This window comes from Coleofasciculus sp. FACHB-542 (genome assembly GCF_014695825.1).
Classification (GTDB): domain Bacteria; phylum Cyanobacteriota; class Cyanobacteriia; order Cyanobacteriales; family FACHB-T130; genus FACHB-T130.
Genome location: NZ_JACJPB010000032.1, coordinates 22091 through 41256 on the forward strand (window position 1 = coordinate 22091; position 19166 = coordinate 41256).

The window sequence follows — 19166 nt, forward strand, 5'->3', positions numbered from 1 at the left end:
TAAACTAAAATCATGTACTTAGAGGACATTCGTCAGTGGCAGGGAACTGCTGATGACCTAACAAAAGAGCTAAAACGACAAATTGAGCAGCTTGGGTTGTCTGTAGAACCGCCTGCCGTGCGGACTGTCCGGTTATGGAGATCGAAACAGCTCTTATCCCAACCCAAAGGGCAAGAATTTAGATTTCGCCAGATTTTAGAAGCATTAGCAACAGCCCTACTGTTGAAGCGAGGTTGGACACTAGCAGCAATTGGTGAAGTTTTACCTTCTTTCTCAGACACCGATCTAGAAAGGCAAATTATTGCGGAAACTGATGGTCAAAATTCTACGTGGGCGGCGGTAATGCAAACAACTTCTTTAGTATTGCCTGTAGGACACCGCCAAGCGATTGATCTGGCAGAGATTGCTGTTGAATTACTGGCACAGGGGATTATTCGGCAATACGAGCGTGTGCTACCAGGTCAAGAGATTGTTCGCCAAGATGATACTATGCCACCCGAACTCTATCGGGCAATGTGTAAATTGGGTCGCCTATACATTGAAGAAGGGTTAACGGATGCGGCTGCTTGCATTCATAATGTTTTAGATCGCGCACGGTATCCTTTGAATTCTGATAAATGGAATTTAAAGATTTTTCGCCAAAAAGAATTTTCATTTTCCGAAGTAATTCTAATCGATCCAGACTTGCGTGTACCGACTTCAGATTGTTCAGTAATTGCGAATCAGAACGGTGCTTTTGGTGAAGATAATGTGATTGAACATCGCTATCACAATCAGCTACGAGAAGCTACTGAGCGTTTAGGCGATCGCCGTAAGCATAAAGCCTACACTGCACTTAGAAAATTACTTGGCAAACATTCCCTGATCGGAGAACGTCAGTTATTTGATTATATAGATGAAAATGACCTCACGCCTTTACAAAGGACAATTGTAGATTTTTTTGATCGAGTGCCAGATATTTGGTTAATTGAAGGATTTGCTGATCGTTGTATGCACTGTGGCACATTGATGCGACCCCATCCTGACAAAAAACGTTTTCCCGAAGGGCGATGTCCGATCCGTCTGTGTTACAGCCACAACTTAGGACAAAAATCTGAAAAAATAGACCCAGCAAAAGATTCTTTACTGATTGCCAAGCCGCAAATTCTCACCTATTGGACAGGCCCAGCTATTGATGAGTTAGCAATTTTTGATGCTGCACAACAAAGAGGGCTAAATGCGGAATTATATCCAGAATCAGATTTGTGCGACATATCAATTAACGATCGCACTATTGGGATTGATGCTAAATCTTACAGCAGTCCCGTTTCTTTAGCTTTGAAACTGAATCGTAGCATTGGCGGACTTGCATCTTATCGCCGTCGCATTATTGCTGTTAGCGATCAACTTATCGAAGAAAACCGTGATTATCTGTCTACTCTCAAATCAACACTTGATAAAAAAGGCGAGCGTGCCAAGCTGGAAGTTTTATCAGTTTCCTCAGTAATTGAATCAATTAAGGGTATGTAATATGCGGAACAAACCTGATTTTTGGAAAGGCGCAAACCGCATCTGCTGGCTGTGCGTCTTAATGGAAGAATTTATCGGCACTAATTCACTCAAATATGCGCCTGTTGTGATGTCGGGTATGGCTAGCATTTTGAATGCGCCTGCTCTAAGTTCAGCACGCCAAGCTATCTTTAATATGCGGCAGATGTCACTGGAATTGGTGACAGAGCCGTTAGTTAAGCATGCAGTGGCAATTTACAACGACTATCACTATCGCGAAAACACTACTGGCGCTTATAAAATTGACGCAGAAACACTTGAATTTACACGAACAGATACTCTTGAAGATTCATCAATTGCTCAGGCGCGTGAAATTTTAAGTTCTCCTCTACCCTACGAACCACACGCTACTACCATTGCCAATCCCCTTCAGCCAATGGTAGTTTCTCTAGGTGAAGAAACAAACGCTGAAAGAGTACAGATTGATTTGCGAGATGTCCCCCTAGCAGAACGCCGCAGACATTCACTTTTACGTTTACCAAAAGGAACTATCCGTATTCCCTTAAAGGAATTAAGGAATTTGGCAAAAGAAATGGATGCTCGCGAAAAGCAATATCCAGAAAAACGACTTAGTAGCTGGTTAGAACGCTTTGAGCGTTTTGCCTTAATGGTGCCAGAAATTGGTAAGGGATTGAAGGAAGAAACAGAAATACTTGAATTAGCAGGAATTAAACACCTAATTGGACTGCCAGGATCGGGCAAAACAACAATTCTAATTTTGATAGCTGTCTGGCTAGGAAGAAATGGTTACAAAGCAATGTTCGTGTTTCCTTCCATTGAAGTTGCTAGACAATACATGGTTGAACTGGAATTTCATCAAGTTAAGGTGGGGATGTTAGTCGGTCAAAGTGACGAAACTCGCCGCCGACACGCTGATAACGTTGCTGAAGCGATCGCTGCTGGTGGTAATGGTGGTTTTGCTCATACTTTACCAGGAGCAGATGTTTTTGCACTCAATTGTGTTCTGCCAGCTTTTTCATCTGCTGATACCTCAATGTGGGGTTTTGGTGATGCACCTTGCAATGAGATTTGGCAAAGCGGGGGTAAGAAAGGAAAGATGAAAAAACATCTTTGCCCCTTGTGGACAATGTGTGGACGTAACAAGGCTCCACGAGATTTAGTAGAGGCTAATATCTGGGTGGGACACGTATATTCAATGGATACCCCAGTATCACCTCACGCCATTCAAGAAAAAATTCAGTATTTTGAATTAATTGCTCGCACATTCGATCTCGTCGTTTTCGACGAAGCGGACATGGTGCAATCTAACCTCGATAAATATGGTGCAGCTACTCTCAGTCTTTCTGGTTCTAAAAAATCTCTTCATCGAGTGATTCAGGAACAAATTCATAACCGTTTTGCTGGTGGGGAAAATTATCGGCTATTCGACCGAGATGTAGAACTTTACAGCCGCGATTTATCAGAATTTGGCAATCACAATACTTCTTTTATCACTACTGTACAGAATATGTCGTCAGGGAATACATCTTCCCGAATAGGTGAGCGTTATAAAGATCAGTTGCTTACTCCTGTTAGAATTATTAGCGATCTCTTAGATGGTTTAGGAAAAAAACCTAAAAGGGATGAATTAGACGAGCAAGAAGTGAGATTAGGCTTCAGTCGTAACCGCGCCTTAAAAGAATTTTGGGAAAGAGCAGGCTATCAGGCTTTTTACGATCGCACAGGTATAGAACCCTCTCATTGGTCTGAAGTCGCTCGGTGTGCCAAAGTTTTAGAAGTAGACAGTGAAAAATTTGGAAAAGATTGGCAGACTCTCATAATATATTTCCGCCGCTATTTAGCTGAAAATCTTATCCAAAAACGAGACAGAATTGTTAAAGAAATTGGTGAATTATTCCTAAAAATTTGCTTCCGCGATCGCTCCCAACCAACAGATGCAGAAGATGTCATCAAATTGCTTGTATGTGTAACTTTTGTGATGTTAGGCTATCAGCGAATTGTCCCAGGAACACGGACAATGGTAGCAGAAGGATTAATTCGAGAGCCAATAGTTGAAGCCACAGGTTCGTCAGAACTCCGCAAGCTTACCTCAGAAAATATTTTGGGTTCTTTTTCAGGAGTGAAATACAGTTTTTCCAAAGCTAAAACAACTCGCACTACTGCCAAGAATGTAGAGCTATCTTACATTACTTTTATCGGTGCGCCTCGCATACTCATGCATCGTTTTCATCAGTTGTTTGAAGCTGAACAAGAACATTCTGGCCCAGCCGTTTTGATGACTTCAGCAACGTCGTTTCTAGAAGCTAGCCCAGCTTATCACATTAACGCTGGCTCCTACCCTCACTACTTACTCAAACCCCGTCCGACGAAACAAGAACATTCCAATAAGAGTGAGTATTTTTTTAGATGGTTCCCCGATCGCCAGCGTGGAGGTGAACCTTTGCGATATAGCGGTGCTGGGGATCTGCGCGATCGCAATCTGAAGCTAATGGTCGATGCTTTGGTACAAGGGGGTACAAATTCTGATATTTATAAAACAATTCGGAAGTTTGATTTTAGGGATAATATTCAGCGCAAAGCAGCTTTAATTGTTAATAGTTACGAACAAGCTCGTACTATTAAAAAATATATTAATGATTACTATCCACAAATCGGTCGTTGTACTAAGGCAGTTGTTCACTCCCTGAGAGATGGCGAACAACCATCAGATTTTGTGACTACCGCCCAATGCGAAGCTCTTGGAGATGATAAAAACTGCGATATCATCATATTTCCCATGCTGGCAATCGGTCGAGGAGTAAATATTGTTTTTACTAAAGGGCTGAGAAAACTTGATGCTGCTATCGGTTCAATTTACTTCCTTACTCGTCCGCATCCTTTGACTGATGATATGCAGCTTTTTTACAGTTTAGCAGGGAGAGCAACTGAAGAATTTAACCGCCGACTTTTTAAAGAAGCAGAAGATTTGAATGCGATCGCTGAAGCTTTAAAAAAATCCAGAAATGACCTCCAACGAATTACTAATCGCTTGTTAAGAGAACCTTTAATGGCTAGTCGCTTAGGAGACAAATTATTTGAACCATTTACAGCCAATCAAATGGTTGGCATTTTGCAAACTATTGGTCGAGGAATGCGGAATGGTTGCCCAGTAAAAGTTTACTTTGTCGATGCCGCTTGGGCAAGTAAATCTACTCAAGAAAAGCCTGATTCTGGTCGAGATAGTATGCTGGTGCAAATGCGAATGATTTTGGAGGAATGTATCAACCATTCCGATCCTGTAATTCGAGAAATTTATGAGGAACTTTACGGAGCGTTTCTTGAACCTCTGCGGCGTATTCAAGGAGTTATTCTTCCTGAAGAGTTGCGTTTCACAGAAGAGTTAACTGACGAAGAAGAATTTGATAATTTTTCACCATTCTTGGAGATGTAATGATGAGTAACTATTTTGGTAATGACATGGAATTTAATGAGGATTTATCCGAATTAAATGAAGATGAAGCAATTGAAACAAATTTACTTTTAGAATCGCTGTATATCCCGATAGGGCAGCAAAGTATTAAACTTATACCTTTAGCGTTTACTGCACCGGATGAACTACCACCAGTGAAAGTTTCAGGCTATGCACTTGCTTGGACAAATGCAGCTATAGAAAGTTTATCAGCCATTCACAAAGCAACTAGCAATAATCACAAATCAGCATGGAAAAATTTACCTTATGCCTCACTGCGAGGATATCTAGAGGTAGCACTTAAAGACGCAATGCGGATTCACTCAAATTTAGGTTTGAGTCATTATATTTTGACTGCTAAAAGCCCTCAAATAGAACCTTTTGCTTACATTGCTGATAGTAGTGTGGAGGAAATTAAAAAATCTTTGCGTCAAGTTCTAAACGATTGGCTAACAAACTTTTTAAAACCTTTTGCAGAGAAATATAAAGTATCACCAAAAATTATTGGACGATTAGAAGATTTACAAGAGCAGGGAAACTTCCTGACAATTACTTCTATAGAATCTCAAGTGCTTCCTTGGACTTGGTCTCCTCAAACCGGAACAACTCAGCACAGTAAGAACCATGATTATCGAATGTTAGCAGATTATGCGGCTCGCCTAATTAATGGAAAAGAAATTTTTCATGGTTTGGGAGGAATGAAACGCATACTTTCCAGTGGAGTTAGTATAACTTCTGGTATTGCAGAACTAATCACTGCTCCCATTTCCTTAGACAAGACAAAAGGAAAATTCAGTTTAATAGTGCGACTGGAAGTTGTTACTTATCCCTCTTTGCATCAACCTTTGCTCAAAATAGATGTTTCTAAGCGACGCTGGTTAAACCAACTAAAAGCTCCTAAATATTATGAAAATAATATTTCCGGTTTTGTCTTTTCTGAAGATTATCCCGATCGCGCTTTTAGTTACAAAGTTATCTGCAAGCGAGATGAAAACAATAATTATAACTGGGAAACAGACAAAGATTTTGAAGCTTTACGCCGCCAACTGCAACTACCAATGAAAACGCCTAATGGTCAAGATATAGATGGGCAAAAAATCGCTTTGGGGAAAGCTTCAACTGAGCGATGTCAAGTGCTGTTGACTCACCGTAATGGACTACAAGATAATTCAGACGAAGATGAGGATAGTTGGGAAACGCCTGGGGTTGAAACAGGTGTACCAGAAATTGATAAATTAGAAGCGTTTGAGGCAATCGCAGAAATTCTTGAACCAGTTGGACTTAAACCCTTCGAGAACTACAAAAAGGTAAAATTAGAGAAAAATGCTGGTCACAAGGTTGATAAGCCAGAACTGCGGGAAATCAATATTTTTACCATACTTGGGGCAAGTTTGGACAGGCGTAAAACTGATGGTAGTTCAGATTTTACTCCAAAGTATTTGGACACGCTGAAAGACGATGAACTGGAAAGCTTACTGAGTCAAAGCTTCAATATCGGTTTACAAGATATTCATGATGGCAGAAAAAGTCTTGGTTATACCAAAGGTAAGAAGTTGGCAGATCAAGCTACCGAGTTAAAAGTTTTAATTCATGCCAACCAAGCGGCTATGCGACGGCTCTATCCTAATGAGAAACCCTCATTGTGGATTTTATACGAAGATGTATTGCAAAGAGAAGTAAAATTTTTAAAGGCAATTGTTCGCGTTTTGTGGGGCGATACGCTCAAAGTTGAAATCAACAAATTACCAAAACATACTCATGGCCCGCGACAGTTATTGCCTGGTAAAGAATTGAAATCGGCTAAAGAGCGATCGCGTAAACGAATTGAAGCGTGGGAACACACTGCTAAACAACTTGCAGACCGCAACCAGCCAACCTTCTGTCTAATCGTAGCGCGGAAATTTTACCCGGATTCTAGCGGTAAAAAAACTGCTTTACCTGACGATAAAGTGAACAAACCTTCAACTCGCCAAGCATTAGCTACAAAAGCTCGTGCTTGTGTGCAATTTCTTGAACCGATTAAAAAAAATCCCAAAACAAATGGCTTCAGGCTAGATAATTTTTTCCATCGTATGCAATCTGCGCTCAATGATTTGCTTTCTGCTCATGCTGGTCGCATTGATAATGTGCAAGAGAAGGTTAACAAGTGCCTGCAAGATACTCTACCCGAATATCAACCAAAAGAAATCATAGCAATTACTGTAGTTCGCAAACAAAAAGGTCGCGTTCGCGGTCGAATTGAAAATACATTTCTACCAGTAGCAATGCGCCTTAAGGTAGATACAGGAAAATGTGAGCTTTGTTGTGCTTATCAAGACAAGAATATTAATCGTTTAGAAATTAGTCCTTGGAAAAGCTTTCCTGATGCACTTGCTTTCATTGCTGAACTATCTCCAATCAAACTAGCAGATGACTCAGCTAAGAGACCCGATCGTTTCATGGAATTTGTGAAGCAAATCATCACCAACTCTGTGGATGCAGCCGCTAACCCTCTAGTAATTATTGATTCTTCTAACTGCGTTCAGTTATGGTCTTGGCTTGCAGATTCCAGACTGAATTATAATAAAATAACTTTTGAGCGATCGCGCTCAGAATCGTCCTTATGTGAGCCAATAGACAAAGAGTGGGATGGCGCACGTCTAATCCGCATTCGTCAAGACCTTGCGCCTGGAATAGTTGACAAAAAAGAAAGATACCTAGTTGAAACCTCTCTAGAAGATACACGGTCAAAAAAGGAGATAAAGAAATTACGTCCTACACTCAAAATTCCTTCAGCATCTGATGCTAGAGGCTTATTCCGACTCACTGCAACTAATCAAACTGGATGCGTTGCCTATCTTTCTGTTGGGGACAAGACGCTGCATCAGAATTATCGTGGACAAAGTTGTTATCGTCGAATCCGAGCAAGTAGACCTGCTAAAGAAAAAAATGAGGATGGTTCACAAAAAACACTCTTTAACAAAGCTAGGTTGGGAGTTCATCAACTCTCAACTAGACCGCCGTTTGTGAAACGATGGCCTACTCCAAATGCCCTTGAGATTGTAGTTACTTTAAAACAAGAAAAAGACAAGTCCGATCAGTTAGCTGAATTAGTGCAATCGCTACGCTACGGCTTTGGTCACTATAGCGATTGGACATCATTACCTGCTCCCCTATTTTTTGAACGAGTTGTACGTGATTACATCAGTGATTTTGCTATTGAGAATGAAGACACTGAAGCTGAACAAGACTTAGAATGAATTTGAATTTTAATTTGATTGCTTGTGATATTGCCAGGATTCTAATTTGAGAGATTTCAGCATGAGGTAATTTAATGACAAAATAATCTGAATAGGTAAGTAAAATATACCGATTTAGCCAGTCTGGTATTTGATACAAGCTGTAAAAGTTACTTTTGTGATTAGAGTGGATGTTGCAACTTTTATCAGCTTGCTGAGGGTAATAAGCTGCCCTGTGTGTGATCTATGGCATCGGCACAGAATGCACGAGAGTAACTACCTTGATTAACCAATCATCAGTTCCCCACAAATAGCTTACCGGATGGACTAGCACGACAATTAACTGATGCTGACTGTACAGGCTAAACTTCTATGCCATGTATTAATTACTTAAAGCCGAACGTTAGCTATACTTGTCCAAGGTAGGCTTATTTACCTGCGGGGTTTATCTACCAGGCTATGCAAATGCCCCTACCCATCTATTGCAACCATCATTTAGCAGAGAGAGTAGGGGCGAATTTATCTAGTCTCAGCGTTAGCAGAGCGAATGTTCGCAGCAGTGGAATCAGCATTGATGGAAATTCAGATGTCTGCTATACGCAATCCTAAATCAATGTGACTTTTCCGGTATCCAGATCGTAACGACCTCCGACAATTTTGAGCTTGTCATCTAGCAATCGTTCCGAAACGATCGTTGAATTTTGTTTTAATTTCTCAATTTGATACCGAACGTTTGCAACTACAGCGTTATCAACCGGATCGCCTGATTCATCTTTTGTCTTAGCGATCGCAGGTTTGATGGCTTTAACAAAAGAATTCATGCTTCCAGGGAGACGTTCCCCCTGGACTGCGGCAGTGACAGCACCACAGCGTTCGTGACCTAAAACCATAATCACAGGAGTACCGAGGATAGCGACAGCGTATTCCAAACTGCCAAGCACTTCTGGAGTCACAATATTTCCGGCAACCCGGATATCAAATAAGTCACCGAGTCCTTCGTCAAACAAAATTTCCGCAGATACCCGCGAATCCGCGCAGGTTAGCAGCGTTGCAAAAGGGTGTTGTGCTTGGGCAATTTCTTTAACCCGTGCCTCTGATTGATCGGGATGTTTAGCCTTGTGTTGCACAAACCGTTGATTGCCCTCCATCAACCGTTTTAGGGCGGCATCAGGGCTGGGAGGCTCAACGGTCGCTGCGATCGCTCGATTTGCTTGCACACCCCAGAATGCACTTCCTGTCACAGCAGCCATCAGTGCTATTCCGCCAGTTCCCGTTAAATTCAAGAAATTGCGCCGCCCCATCAACCCATTGTTTTGATTCATCGCTATTGAAGAAGTAAAAGTTGCAGAATAAACGATTCAAAGTTCAAAGCCGAAGCTAGACTTTATTTTTGTTTTTTAGTTTCTTCAGATTTCACAGAAGATAGAAACAGCCGCCTTACAATGAAGCAACGCATCTCGTCGAGCGAATTTCCATCGCATCAGAAATGTAACAACTGCCTCCAAACTTGTTGAGGATTGGTCGAATAATTTCCACAGCACCTTTAAGTTTTTCTGGCGCACAAAATGCGATGACATAGACATTATCCAGCATCGTCATATCTAAATCTTCAGAACCCCCTCTAAGCCCCTGTCCGGCAACATTTCGGATGACTAGGTGCCCGGTTACACCTGATTTTTTTAAACTGTCTAAAATTTTGCCAAGTTCAACTGAATTTGCAATGACTTCTATTCGTTTAACTGAATGCATGATGTTATCTCCAAAGCATCTCAATGCCGTACAGATATACGGGAATTCCGACAATGATGTTGAAAGGAAACGTTACAGCTAGTGCGGTAGAAACGTACAAGCTAGGATTCGCTTCAGGAACCGTTAAACGCATAGCGGCGGGAACAGCAATATAAGAAGCACTTGCACAAAGTACCGCAAATAAGAGCGCGTCCCCCTTGGGCATTCCGATGAATTTTGCAATCAAAATTCCAATGCCTGCATTGAGGATTGGGATTAGTATTGCAAAAGAAATGAGAAAAACGCCCGTTTTTTGCAAGTCCTTAATCCTTCTAGCTGCAACCAACCCCATGTCGAGCAAAAAGAAGGTCAGGATACCGTAGAACAATCCCTGAGTAAAGGGTTCCAAAGTGTGCCAACCGCGTTCTCCAGTTAGGACTCCGATGATCAGGCTACCAACCAGCAGAAATACGGAGCTATTCAGGAAGGCTTCTTGCAACACTTCGGGCCAGGAAAAGTCCCGATCTCCCTGGCTGGGTGTGAATAGATTGACCAGAATCAGCCCGACGATGATAGCCGGAGATTCCATAAGCGCTAGGGCTGCAACCATATAACCATCATAATCAATCCCCAACTCGGTCAAAAAAGCTCCTGCCGTGATAAAAGTTACGGCACTGATGGAGCCATAAGTCGCGGCGATCGCTGCTGCATCGTAGATATCCAGCTTCAGCTTCAGGATAAAAAAGGTATAGATCGGGACGGCACACGCCATCAATACGGCTGCCAGCATGGTGAATATCACTTCCTGGGTTAAGCCGCTTTTAATCAGTTCTACTCCTCCCTTAAAGCCAATGGAAAATAGTAGATAAAGTGACAGTAACTTTGGGAAAGGAGCCGGAATTTCCAGATCCGATTTAACAAAAACTGCCACCATACCTAGAAAGAAGAATAGGATTGGTGGATTTAGGATATTAGAAACGATCAGGCTTGTATCCATATCTACTCCCCATCCTGGATAACCAAGAATTTGAAAAAGGTTTTAATCATGACTGAAGTGACACAGTGGTTCTACGCATCAGATGTTGCGTAGAACCACTGTATGGCAATTGAGCCGCTAAAAAGATATAGGAAATTTTTATACTAAGTATAAATAAAACCTTTCTAACTACCGAAATCAGCCGGGAGATGGGTTTGACAAGAACTGAAGTCGCTACTGCAACAACAGCGCCGATTACGGGCGAATTGTAGTGAGAATGGCAGTACCTCTCCAGGAGATGGAGGCGTTGATGCCATTTCTCGATACGTTTAGGCTTAGCTATGGGGATGACAGCCAGAACTCAGGAATCTGTTTTTGGGCTAGGGCGATCGCTCGTATACCGATGACGACCCAGACGCATTAAAAATTGTCAACCCAATTGGTAAAGCGCTTTCATCCAGCCGTTTAGTGCAGTGAGGTGTTAAATCTCATCGTCAGGAAGCGAAACTGGCATAATTTTCCCCTGAGAGAGATACACACTAAAGCGATCAGAAAATTGCATTACTGGTTTCTTTTGTGTATCAAGTTCCTCTTCATCAAGTAGCAGTTTGATTGACCAACGCTAGTTTTTAGAATACATTACCAAAAGTATCCGAATTAAAAGGACTTATTGACCAGACATATATGCCCGAATGAAGTGGTAGAAATCGGACTGTAGTAGTTAAAAATAATCCTTGAGCAGTTTTTTTCGCTTACCCTAAAGCTATTGGCAGATAATGTGGCTTCAAAATTATGTTTGCAGTCGGTTTACAGATAATGTGATTTGATTTGCAGCTATTGGGGTTTAGACTAACCTTTTATTTGCAATTTCATGTAGTTTCAGTTTTGTATTGGAAAGCGGTTTGAAGCGTTTGGGTTTGCAGTTCGCTACAATTATATCTTTCTGCTGCTTGTCCAAACTACTTACCATCTTTGGTAATTTAACCTTGTCTGCTACTTGACGGGGTATACAGAGGCATTGCAACTTCTGTTGCTTGCTGCCCGAACCTGCTCAAAGTCAATCAAACCCACATCTTGGAAACTTTCCCTTACCTGCACGCATGCAGAGAATCAAGAACGATGTCTAATCAAGCGTCTGACCGTCTTAAGCAAAATGCTGAAAGAATTATGCATCTGTGGGAGGAGCGGGCGCGTGATGAAGTCAAAGCATCAATGCATCATGAGTCTCTTGTCTTACAAAATTCGCTACCTTTGTACTTAAACCAACTGGTAAATGAACTCTCAAACAGGATTGACAGGACACCTGCCCGAATCGCAGCCGACAAGGTAGAAAGCACTCGGATTGGTAAGAAGCATGGGCATGAGCGAGCCGGTTATGCCGACTACTCCATGAGTCAACTCATTTTCGAGTACCACATCCTTCGTCAAGTCATCTTTCAAGTTTTAGAGGAAGAAGCGCCTTTAGACGTGACGGAACGAGACATCATTATCGGCTCCATTGAGCAAGCCGTTAATGACGCTGCCACTCAATTCTCCGAGACGCTGCGAGATATTCAAGAGCTATTTATGGTGACGCTAACTCACGACCTCAGAGGCCCCCTTAATGTTGTAAAAATGGGAACTCAACTGACTCTGCGTCGGATGGAACGAGGAGATAGCCACGTGGATGTAGCCGTGAGGATGCTCAATGCGATCAATCGGCTGGATTCGATGATTCAAAATCTGCTTGATGCAAGTCGGCTGCGGACAGGGCAGAGTTTAAAGATTGAATTTGAAGAATGCGATTTAGAGGTGCTAGTTCAAGAGGTAGTAGAGGATTTGAGCTTCGCTTATGGAGATCGGTTTGTTGTGGTTTGTGATTCTGATATCAGGAGTTATTGCAGCCGTAAAGAAATACGGCGGGTGATTGAAAACTTAGCAGTTAACGCTGTGAAATATGGGGCGTCTGGCACGCCAATTACACTCACGCTTCAGCAAACTGAAACGCAGATCAGCCTTACTATCCATAATGAAGGCGATCCGATTAGTCTAGACGCTCAATCAATCCTATTTCAACAATTTCGTCGAACTATCTCTGCTGAGGAGCAAACGGGATGGGGACTAGGATTATTTTTGGTAAAGAGTATTACTGAAGCACATGAAGGGACGATTGAAGTTGAAAGCGCTGAAGGCAAGGGAACAAGCTTTATCATCAAGTTACCCAAAGTTCCCGATCGGGTGGCATAGTGGCTAAGGTTCTTCGCTGATTTTGGTGAAAAGAAGGACGGTCGCCAATTTCTGTAACCTGGATTCTAGGCTAAAAATCTTTCTAGGGAATTGTCCGTATACATGACACTCCTCAAGAGCGATCGCACTCGACATCTTGCCGCCAGCAATCGCTGGAATTGCTTCGGTTTCGGTAAGCGCGATCGCTGGCGCTGATTAGATAGTCTGCGATGTCCAGGTGGGACCATCGCAGCGCGGACCGTCCGCCATCCAAATCAATTTATCTAAGCACATTCGCCGCGCTGACCTGCCCGTATCCCAAGCATGGTAAGCGATGTAATCAGTTTTACCATCGGGACCGACAACGATCGAGTTATGACCGGGACCGAGAACCCGATCGACAACAGTTTTCAATACGCGGGGTCCTGCTTCATTCCCCGCATCGGAGTAGGGACCCATGACGCTATCTGCAACGCCATAATCGACACCGTAGTTTTCCGTTTCCCAGCGCCCACCGCTGTAAAAGCAGTAGTAGCGATCGCCATGTTTGCGGACGCTTGGGCCTTCTAAAGTATGCCAATCATAGAGATCGCCGTACATCAAACGGTTTGCTAGAAACCGCTGCCAGTCAGAGCGGGCGCGTAAAACAACTTTTCCCTCTCCAGCCAGTTTTGTCATCCCGATCAATCGGTCTACCATCAGCGCTGTTCCAGCTCTTACGCCTCCTTCTGTATCCAAGAAATCGCGGGCATAGAACAGATACCATTGCCCATCGTCATCCTGAAAGGCATGAGGATCGATGGCGAAAGGACACGATTCAGGGTCTATGAGGGGTTCACCGATGTCTTGATAAGGTCCCAACGGGCGATCGCTCGTTGCAACCCGTAACTGATGGTTCTTATCTTCATGCCCGACTGAGTAATAAAGATAGAACTTGCGATCGCAGTAAGCAACTTCCGGTGCCCAATAGTTATCTCCGAGGGCGGGGTCTGGACGCAACAGTGCATTACCCGCGAATTCCCAGGTTACAAAGTCCTCAGAGCGCAGGAGGGGAAAGACGCGCTGTTTGCCAATTTCGTCCACCTCTCCCTCTGCTTCTGCTGCACCCGTGCCGATTGCGTAATATACTCCCTGGTGTTTCCAAACAAACGGATCGGCAAAATAGCCGTTGTACACCGGATTCGTGTAGGTGCGCTTGTTAGGGAATTCTTCAGGCGTCGGCTCAATTTGAGACATTACTAATACTTGAAATTCACGTAGGTTTCAACTTTGTTCTCTGGCAACTGCTCTACCACATGGCACCGCAGTAATTCCCTTACTTGCTCTGGCAGACTTTCATAATAGTCTCGTTGCACAGTCAAGTCCACTTTCGCGGTATGCAGCCAATGCATCACATAGCCCATCACAACCATCGGTCTGGGTGTGTTTGTCCGGTTCGGCGAGCCTCGATGTAGCGCCAACGGAGAGCGAATCATCACATCACCCGGCTGCATATAAAAAGACTCCATTGGAATTTCGCCAGCAGCGACCTTCACTAACCCTTCCTCACGAGGCAAGACATGAGTTCCCCGCGCCATTTGAAACGGCCCATTGTCCGCCGTTACTTCTACCAGTGGAAAGTTAACCGCCAGCGCGTAGAGTGGCGTTACTATCTGATCTGAGAAAAGTGGGCGAAAGTCCCGGTGAATTTCTTGGTAATCCGAACCCTGTACTGGAATATCTGCCCCCAATTGCACCATCTTATATTCTTGGTAGAATACGCGATTGAGAATCCCCAAAATTACTGGATTCGCAAACACATCTACATTGGCAAAGGGAGCAACCCAGGGGAAGGTTAGATAGAAGCGGGCTTGTTCGCGAGGTGCCAGACCACCCGGTTGATTTTGGCGCTTTTGGAATAATTCATTAAAAGCGTCTGCCCACTCTTCGATTAATCTTCTGTCAAACAGACCCCGAATTACACAAATTCCATCTCGATTGAGTTCTTCAGCAAAGCGATTTAGGTCAGTCGTCGTAAACTTAGCTGTATCTGTAGTTTGAATCATGTTGCTGTTCCTGCTCCAATTCAGGGCGTTAGAGTTGAAGTAAAATCTATCTTTACCAGAGCAAAGTGTTTCAGGAAGCTGGTTTGCTGCTCCCAAAACCTTCCGTGTAATTACTGCTTAACCAGGTGTTCAATCGTTCACTAAGTTCCACGTTTCGCGCTTATGGAATCTCCTGAACTTTGTAGATGAAACTGTGACCGAGTTGCTTAATCAGCGGGTAAAGAATGAAGCTGTACAACCTTCACTCATCCTGAAACAGTTGAATCGTTAACGACTATTGTTCAATCGTCATTTCCCTATCTACAAGCCTTAGTGACCTAGCTTCTCGAAGTTTCATCGCTGCTGCTAAAACTGATTCCTCATTGCCTAAAGAAAAACATAGCGTCATCTACTTATTACTATTATTCCCCGCGATAGATGCAGAATAGCAATCACTACCTAAAATCTTAAAAAAACTTTGGGTTAGTTTTGCAAGTTGAGTAACACTATTTTTATCTCGATGAAGATTGGCGATGAGATGCCGAATGCTTACGGCACGGTACGCGATCGCGCTATTTGGGTAGATAAGTTCCGGGAGACTCTGCCAGTGGTCGCTTGCCTAATTGATACTTGATAATTGCTTCCCACACTGAGACAACACTCAGATATACCTCATTGTCTGGATCGCGGATACTGCCCTTGCGGTCATTTGATAATCGACGCTCGCCACTGATGAACCAAAGAAACACATGGGTATCAAACAGTAGTTTCATGTACCCCCAAATGCAGTCAGAATTTCTTTTGGTAAAGGAGTGTCAAAATCATCTGGTACGGTGAACTCTCCAGCACACAAAGCAAAAGGTCGAAGTTGCTTAACGGTTGGCGAAATCGGTCTAATTTCAGCAACTGGCTTTCCTGCTTCCATGACAATAAGAGTCTCACCTGCTTCGACTTGGTGAACGTAAGTTGCAATATCTCGCTGAATTTCCTCAATCGTTACCGTTAGCATAGTGTCACTTTTGCATGGTTATGGCTCTTCCCTTATTCCCTCTTGTGTTTCTCAATCAGTAAAAATATCATGCTGCTCCTTAAAATGTCTCTCGGTGGTAGCCAAGCCTAAATCCGTAGCTAGGAAATCAACACCGTCAATAATTCTGGGTATCTTAACTTTATCAACTTGCAGACTGAGAAAGCATTCCTGCCTGTAATCCGGTCTTTCCTGAAAGCGTGCGATCGCAAGTTTTAAAGGACGTATAACTTCATACGCTTTCTCAGCTTTCTCAATTGATTCCTGTGGAATCGAAGATTGCAGCCTAAGAATTGCTAAATCGATTAAATCTCTTGCCTCAACGCTGTCGTCCATGTAGCGATCGCAATTTGAAAGCAGCTTGGATGTGAAACAGTCATTGAGGCTTAAGCAGGCGACAGATGACCACTTTGGATATCTTGGCGGATCTAGTTGAAAACGAGCTTCAGCGATAATTTCAGCCTTGATGGGGATATTATCAACAATAACCATCATCCGAATTCCATACTGGTCAGTGGTGCCACGTCCAACTTGGATTCTACTCAGATCGCGAAACAATGCTTCATATCCACCATCAAATATGACTGTGCGGAGGTATTTGTAGCCTGATTCACCAACAGGAGAGATAAAATCAACGTCCTTACTCCAGCGGTATTCTTCAAAATCAAGTGCAAGAAGGGTTCCACCACCGAAGTAAGCAGAACCCTTCCTAAGTACCTCAGCATCTAAACTTTCAAGAATCGTGAGGATTTTATGATGGTGATCAAACCTGAAGGTCATAAACAGGCTTGTAGCCAGGAATTATAGCGTTTTGCAAGTTCTTTGAGGAAACTTAGTTCTTCGTCTTCAAGATTGCTAAATAGCTGGCGATATTTCCAACCCCGCTCATAGCGACTCAGCATTTGCTCCGGAGTAAACCGATAGACATCTCCTGTTTGCCAGCAGATTGACTCCAAAAAAAGCAGCCTTTTTGGGACAAGAGGTGAATTAGTTGTTGGTGTAGCGGTTGTCATAGCTCCTCTAATCGACAACTTTTGCTAACTCTACTTCTAGAATAGCCCAATCATCGGCGCTCGCGCTGCTACCTACGTGCAAACAAAACCAATTTACAGGCACGAACGCTCTATTTATTCACGAAAAGCGGTCGCATTTTGCTTCCTGACACAAATACTTAGACGGCAGTTAATCAAATTTTTGCCTAGTTTTTGGGGGTGCGATCGCGTAGTGTGCAGGAGACGATTGCACGATAGATCGTCTCACCACTCGCATCAGATACTTATAGGATAACGACTGTTAGTCCTATTTCCTATTTAGATCATTGTACTTGAGCAAAAGTAGGACGCACTTGGAGCAGGCGGGCGGTTCAGTACAATGTTTGACGATGCAGGTGAATACAGAAAAATTGTTTATTAACAACTTCAGTCAGTGCTTCTTGTTCGACTTCAGTACTGCCCACTTTTACAAGTAAATTACTTTCTGGATCACAAACTTTAGTTGCAAATTTATAACTATATCAGAATACTGCCAATTCAGGATAGAAAGCGGACTATAAAAATTTATCTATTTCCGGCAGCTATTGTCGAGGCAATATCATCTAATATACTAATATAAGTTGAAAAGCTTTTTATTTTCTCAATTCCAAGCCTTTCATCAATCATTCGCTCTACTATGAGCGAACCATCAATAAGCGTAATTGGGATTGCCCCAGGCTTGCGAGCAGTTTCCTTAGCCTTATCCGTAAATTCGGACAAGGTAAAAAACATACCCTGCCTGAATTCACCGTCTATTGAGCCTCTAAACTCATTAACATCTGAGGGTTCGATTTTTATTCGTTTAAATCGAAAAGCAAATTTTAAGAAATCAACACCAAATTTAAGATCCCCATGACCTTTTACTCCTCCATCTTCATATTTTTCAGTTATTTCAATGTTTTGAAACTTAAAAGCTTCTAAAAGCTTTTTACTGAAAAGCTCAAATTCATAATTATCTAGTCTTAATATTTGCTGAATAACTCGATCTCGAAAGTTTATTAAATATTTGCTATAGATTTCTTCAAGCTTCTTAAGCAGTTCTTCCTCAGATGCCTTAAGCTTCTCAAGCTCAGAACTTTTCTTGTCAGCTTTTCTCGGTTCTTGTAATAGGCTATCTTTAAGCCAATACTTTCCGTCTTTGACTATCACAAAATACTTATTGGGCAAAGCAGATGGAAAATCTAAGCCTTCGCAATGCCTTCTTAACTGGCTACGAACAACTTGAACTGGATCATCGGCTTTGAACTCATATAAGTTGTTTTCGATAATTTGCTCATAAATCTCTGCTACTGTCAGTGGTTTTTCAGCTATCCTCATAATTTGAGCAATTGCCTGAACAATGGTCAATTTTGCTTTGTGATCCGAAGCTAACTGTTGTAGAACCTCACCAGTAGGAGTATCCGCTTTGAGTTGCTCTAATATTTCATCCGCTAGACTAGCTGGCAACCTGACAACTTTGGTAGGCTCTCCATACTTACGGGTCCAGTTTGGATTTCCTCTGCTCACGATCTCAAGACTGCTTTAATAGTGTAACAATAATAATGTAACATAATGTTGAAGCGTATCATTATTAAATTAGAACTGATTTAGGTTACTGTAAGAGACTGCTTGCAAAGTAACTAACATCCAGAGTGGCTAAAGTCTTTATGCTGTAATGGTTGTAGCTAATTGGATTGAGTTTAAATTGCTATGGAGTTTTCGACTTATTAAACAGCAATGGCTAATAAGCGTATACGGCTAAAATCATGTTTATAGTATATTTTAATACTTTAAGTGGGACCTATAAATTTTATTAATAGTGTAACCGTTGATCGTTGAGAGACAAATGATCTATTTTAGAAGTATTCCACAAGTGCAAAGCCCCAAGGATGTTTTGCCCAATATACAGCAGATTGCAGGTATATAGAGTACATTGAGGTCAGTGCATGAACAGGTAGAATGAAACCTTACTCCATCGACTTTCGAGAAAAAGTAGTCAAAGCATACGAACAAGAAAACAC

The 19166-nt window shown here is 42.5% G+C and carries 15 protein-coding genes; 5 read left to right on the top strand and 10 right to left on the bottom strand.

Annotated features, from left to right (window positions below; translation table 11 throughout):
* Positions 1-12: 12 nt before the first annotated feature.
* Genes H6F52_RS10980 through H6F52_RS10990 form a run of 3 tightly spaced genes read left to right on the top strand, consistent with a single transcriptional unit; the run spans position 13 to position 8196 of the window.
* Positions 13-1509, top strand: a complete 1497-nt coding sequence (locus H6F52_RS10980; RefSeq protein ID WP_190534568.1) for a hypothetical protein — start codon at positions 13-15, stop codon at positions 1507-1509.
* A gap of 1 nt (position 1510) precedes the next feature.
* Complete coding sequence (locus H6F52_RS10985) at positions 1511-4939, top strand: hypothetical protein (protein WP_190534571.1); 3429 nt, start codon at positions 1511-1513, stop codon at positions 4937-4939.
* Entirely contained in the window at positions 4939-8196 is a 3258-nt protein-coding gene (locus tag H6F52_RS10990; RefSeq protein ID WP_190534574.1) for an RNaseH domain-containing protein, read from the top strand. Before H6F52_RS10985 ends, H6F52_RS10990 begins: the two co-directional genes overlap by 1 nt.
* Before the next feature lie 584 nt (positions 8197-8780).
* Here H6F52_RS10990 and H6F52_RS10995 read toward each other — a convergent pair.
* The 3 genes from H6F52_RS10995 to H6F52_RS11005 all read right to left on the bottom strand — a co-directional run bounded on the left by H6F52_RS10995 (position 8781) and on the right by H6F52_RS11005 (position 10900).
* Positions 8781-9497: a carbonic anhydrase gene (locus H6F52_RS10995; protein ID WP_190524790.1), complete on the bottom strand. Its 717-nt coding sequence runs from the start codon at positions 9495-9497 to the stop codon at positions 8781-8783.
* A 115-nt stretch (positions 9498-9612) separates the two neighbouring features.
* Positions 9613-9924, bottom strand: a complete 312-nt coding sequence (locus tag H6F52_RS11000; protein WP_190412390.1) for a P-II family nitrogen regulator — start codon at positions 9922-9924, stop codon at positions 9613-9615.
* Between the two features lie 4 nt (positions 9925-9928).
* Positions 9929-10900, bottom strand: a complete 972-nt coding sequence (locus tag H6F52_RS11005; protein WP_190412389.1) for a sodium-dependent bicarbonate transport family permease — start codon at positions 10898-10900, stop codon at positions 9929-9931.
* A gap of 256 nt (positions 10901-11156) precedes the next feature.
* Here H6F52_RS11005 and H6F52_RS11010 point away from each other — a divergent pair, with 256 nt between their 5' ends.
* The gene (locus tag H6F52_RS11010; protein ID WP_190534577.1) at positions 11157-11303 is read left to right on the top strand and encodes a hypothetical protein; all 147 of its coding nucleotides are present in this window, start codon (positions 11157-11159) and stop codon (positions 11301-11303) included.
* Positions 11304-11998: 695 nt separating this feature from the next.
* Positions 11999-13105: a HAMP domain-containing sensor histidine kinase gene (locus H6F52_RS25730; protein WP_242033917.1), complete on the top strand. Its 1107-nt coding sequence runs from the start codon at positions 11999-12001 to the stop codon at positions 13103-13105.
* Between the two features lie 195 nt (positions 13106-13300).
* On the opposite strand, the gene H6F52_RS11020 is transcribed toward H6F52_RS25730, so the two are convergent.
* The 7 genes from H6F52_RS11020 to H6F52_RS11050 all read right to left on the bottom strand — a co-directional run bounded on the left by H6F52_RS11020 (position 13301) and on the right by H6F52_RS11050 (position 18672).
* Entirely contained in the window at positions 13301-14320 is a 1020-nt protein-coding gene (locus tag H6F52_RS11020; protein WP_190534579.1) for a glycoside hydrolase family 43 protein, read from the bottom strand.
* A 2-nt stretch (positions 14321-14322) separates the two neighbouring features.
* Positions 14323-15129, bottom strand: coding sequence for a phytanoyl-CoA dioxygenase family protein (locus H6F52_RS11025; RefSeq protein ID WP_190534582.1), 807 nt, complete (start codon positions 15127-15129; stop codon positions 14323-14325).
* A 551-nt stretch (positions 15130-15680) separates the two neighbouring features.
* Positions 15681-15881 carry a type II toxin-antitoxin system VapC family toxin gene (locus H6F52_RS11030; RefSeq protein ID WP_190534585.1) on the bottom strand — a complete coding sequence of 67 codons (201 nt, stop codon included), beginning with the start codon at positions 15879-15881 and terminating at the stop codon, positions 15681-15683.
* Complete coding sequence (locus H6F52_RS11035; RefSeq protein ID WP_190534588.1) at positions 15878-16117, bottom strand: type II toxin-antitoxin system Phd/YefM family antitoxin; 240 nt, start codon at positions 16115-16117, stop codon at positions 15878-15880. The genes H6F52_RS11030 and H6F52_RS11035 overlap by 4 nt, the downstream gene beginning before the upstream one ends.
* Positions 16118-16168: 51 nt before the next feature.
* Positions 16169-16915: a nucleotidyl transferase AbiEii/AbiGii toxin family protein gene (locus H6F52_RS11040; protein ID WP_190534591.1), complete on the bottom strand. Its 747-nt coding sequence runs from the start codon at positions 16913-16915 to the stop codon at positions 16169-16171.
* Positions 16912-17148, bottom strand: a complete 237-nt coding sequence (locus H6F52_RS11045; protein ID WP_190524781.1) for a hypothetical protein — start codon at positions 17146-17148, stop codon at positions 16912-16914. Before H6F52_RS11045 ends, H6F52_RS11040 begins: the two co-directional genes overlap by 4 nt.
* A gap of 543 nt (positions 17149-17691) precedes the next feature.
* Positions 17692-18672: a restriction endonuclease gene (locus tag H6F52_RS11050; protein WP_190534594.1), complete on the bottom strand. Its 981-nt coding sequence runs from the start codon at positions 18670-18672 to the stop codon at positions 17692-17694.
* Between the last annotated feature and the right edge of the window lie 494 nt (positions 18673-19166).

Coding starts and splice junctions, on each gene's coding strand:
- H6F52_RS11025 (WP_190534582.1), bottom strand. CDS start 15,129: ATGATTCAAACTACAGATACAGCTAAGTTTACGACGACTGACCTAAAT.
- H6F52_RS11000 (WP_190412390.1), bottom strand. CDS start 9,924: ATGCATTCAGTTAAACGAATAGAAGTCATTGCAAATTCAGTTGAACTT.
- H6F52_RS11035 (WP_190534588.1), bottom strand. CDS start 16,117: ATGCTAACGGTAACGATTGAGGAAATTCAGCGAGATATTGCAACTTAC.
- H6F52_RS10990 (WP_190534574.1), top strand. CDS start 4,939: ATGATGAGTAACTATTTTGGTAATGACATGGAATTTAATGAGGATTTA.
- H6F52_RS11040 (WP_190534591.1), bottom strand. CDS start 16,915: ATGACCTTCAGGTTTGATCACCATCATAAAATCCTCACGATTCTTGAA.
- H6F52_RS11020 (WP_190534579.1), bottom strand. CDS start 14,320: ATGTCTCAAATTGAGCCGACGCCTGAAGAATTCCCTAACAAGCGCACC.
- H6F52_RS11005 (WP_190412389.1), bottom strand. CDS start 10,900: ATGGATACAAGCCTGATCGTTTCTAATATCCTAAATCCACCAATCCTA.
- H6F52_RS25730 (WP_242033917.1), top strand. CDS start 11,999: ATGTCTAATCAAGCGTCTGACCGTCTTAAGCAAAATGCTGAAAGAATT.
- H6F52_RS10995 (WP_190524790.1), bottom strand. CDS start 9,497: ATGAATCAAAACAATGGGTTGATGGGGCGGCGCAATTTCTTGAATTTA.
- H6F52_RS10980 (WP_190534568.1), top strand. CDS start 13: ATGTACTTAGAGGACATTCGTCAGTGGCAGGGAACTGCTGATGACCTA.
- H6F52_RS11045 (WP_190524781.1), bottom strand. CDS start 17,148: ATGACAACCGCTACACCAACAACTAATTCACCTCTTGTCCCAAAAAGG.
- H6F52_RS11030 (WP_190534585.1), bottom strand. CDS start 15,881: ATGAAACTACTGTTTGATACCCATGTGTTTCTTTGGTTCATCAGTGGC.
- H6F52_RS11010 (WP_190534577.1), top strand. CDS start 11,157: ATGGCAGTACCTCTCCAGGAGATGGAGGCGTTGATGCCATTTCTCGAT.
- H6F52_RS10985 (WP_190534571.1), top strand. CDS start 1,511: ATGCGGAACAAACCTGATTTTTGGAAAGGCGCAAACCGCATCTGCTGG.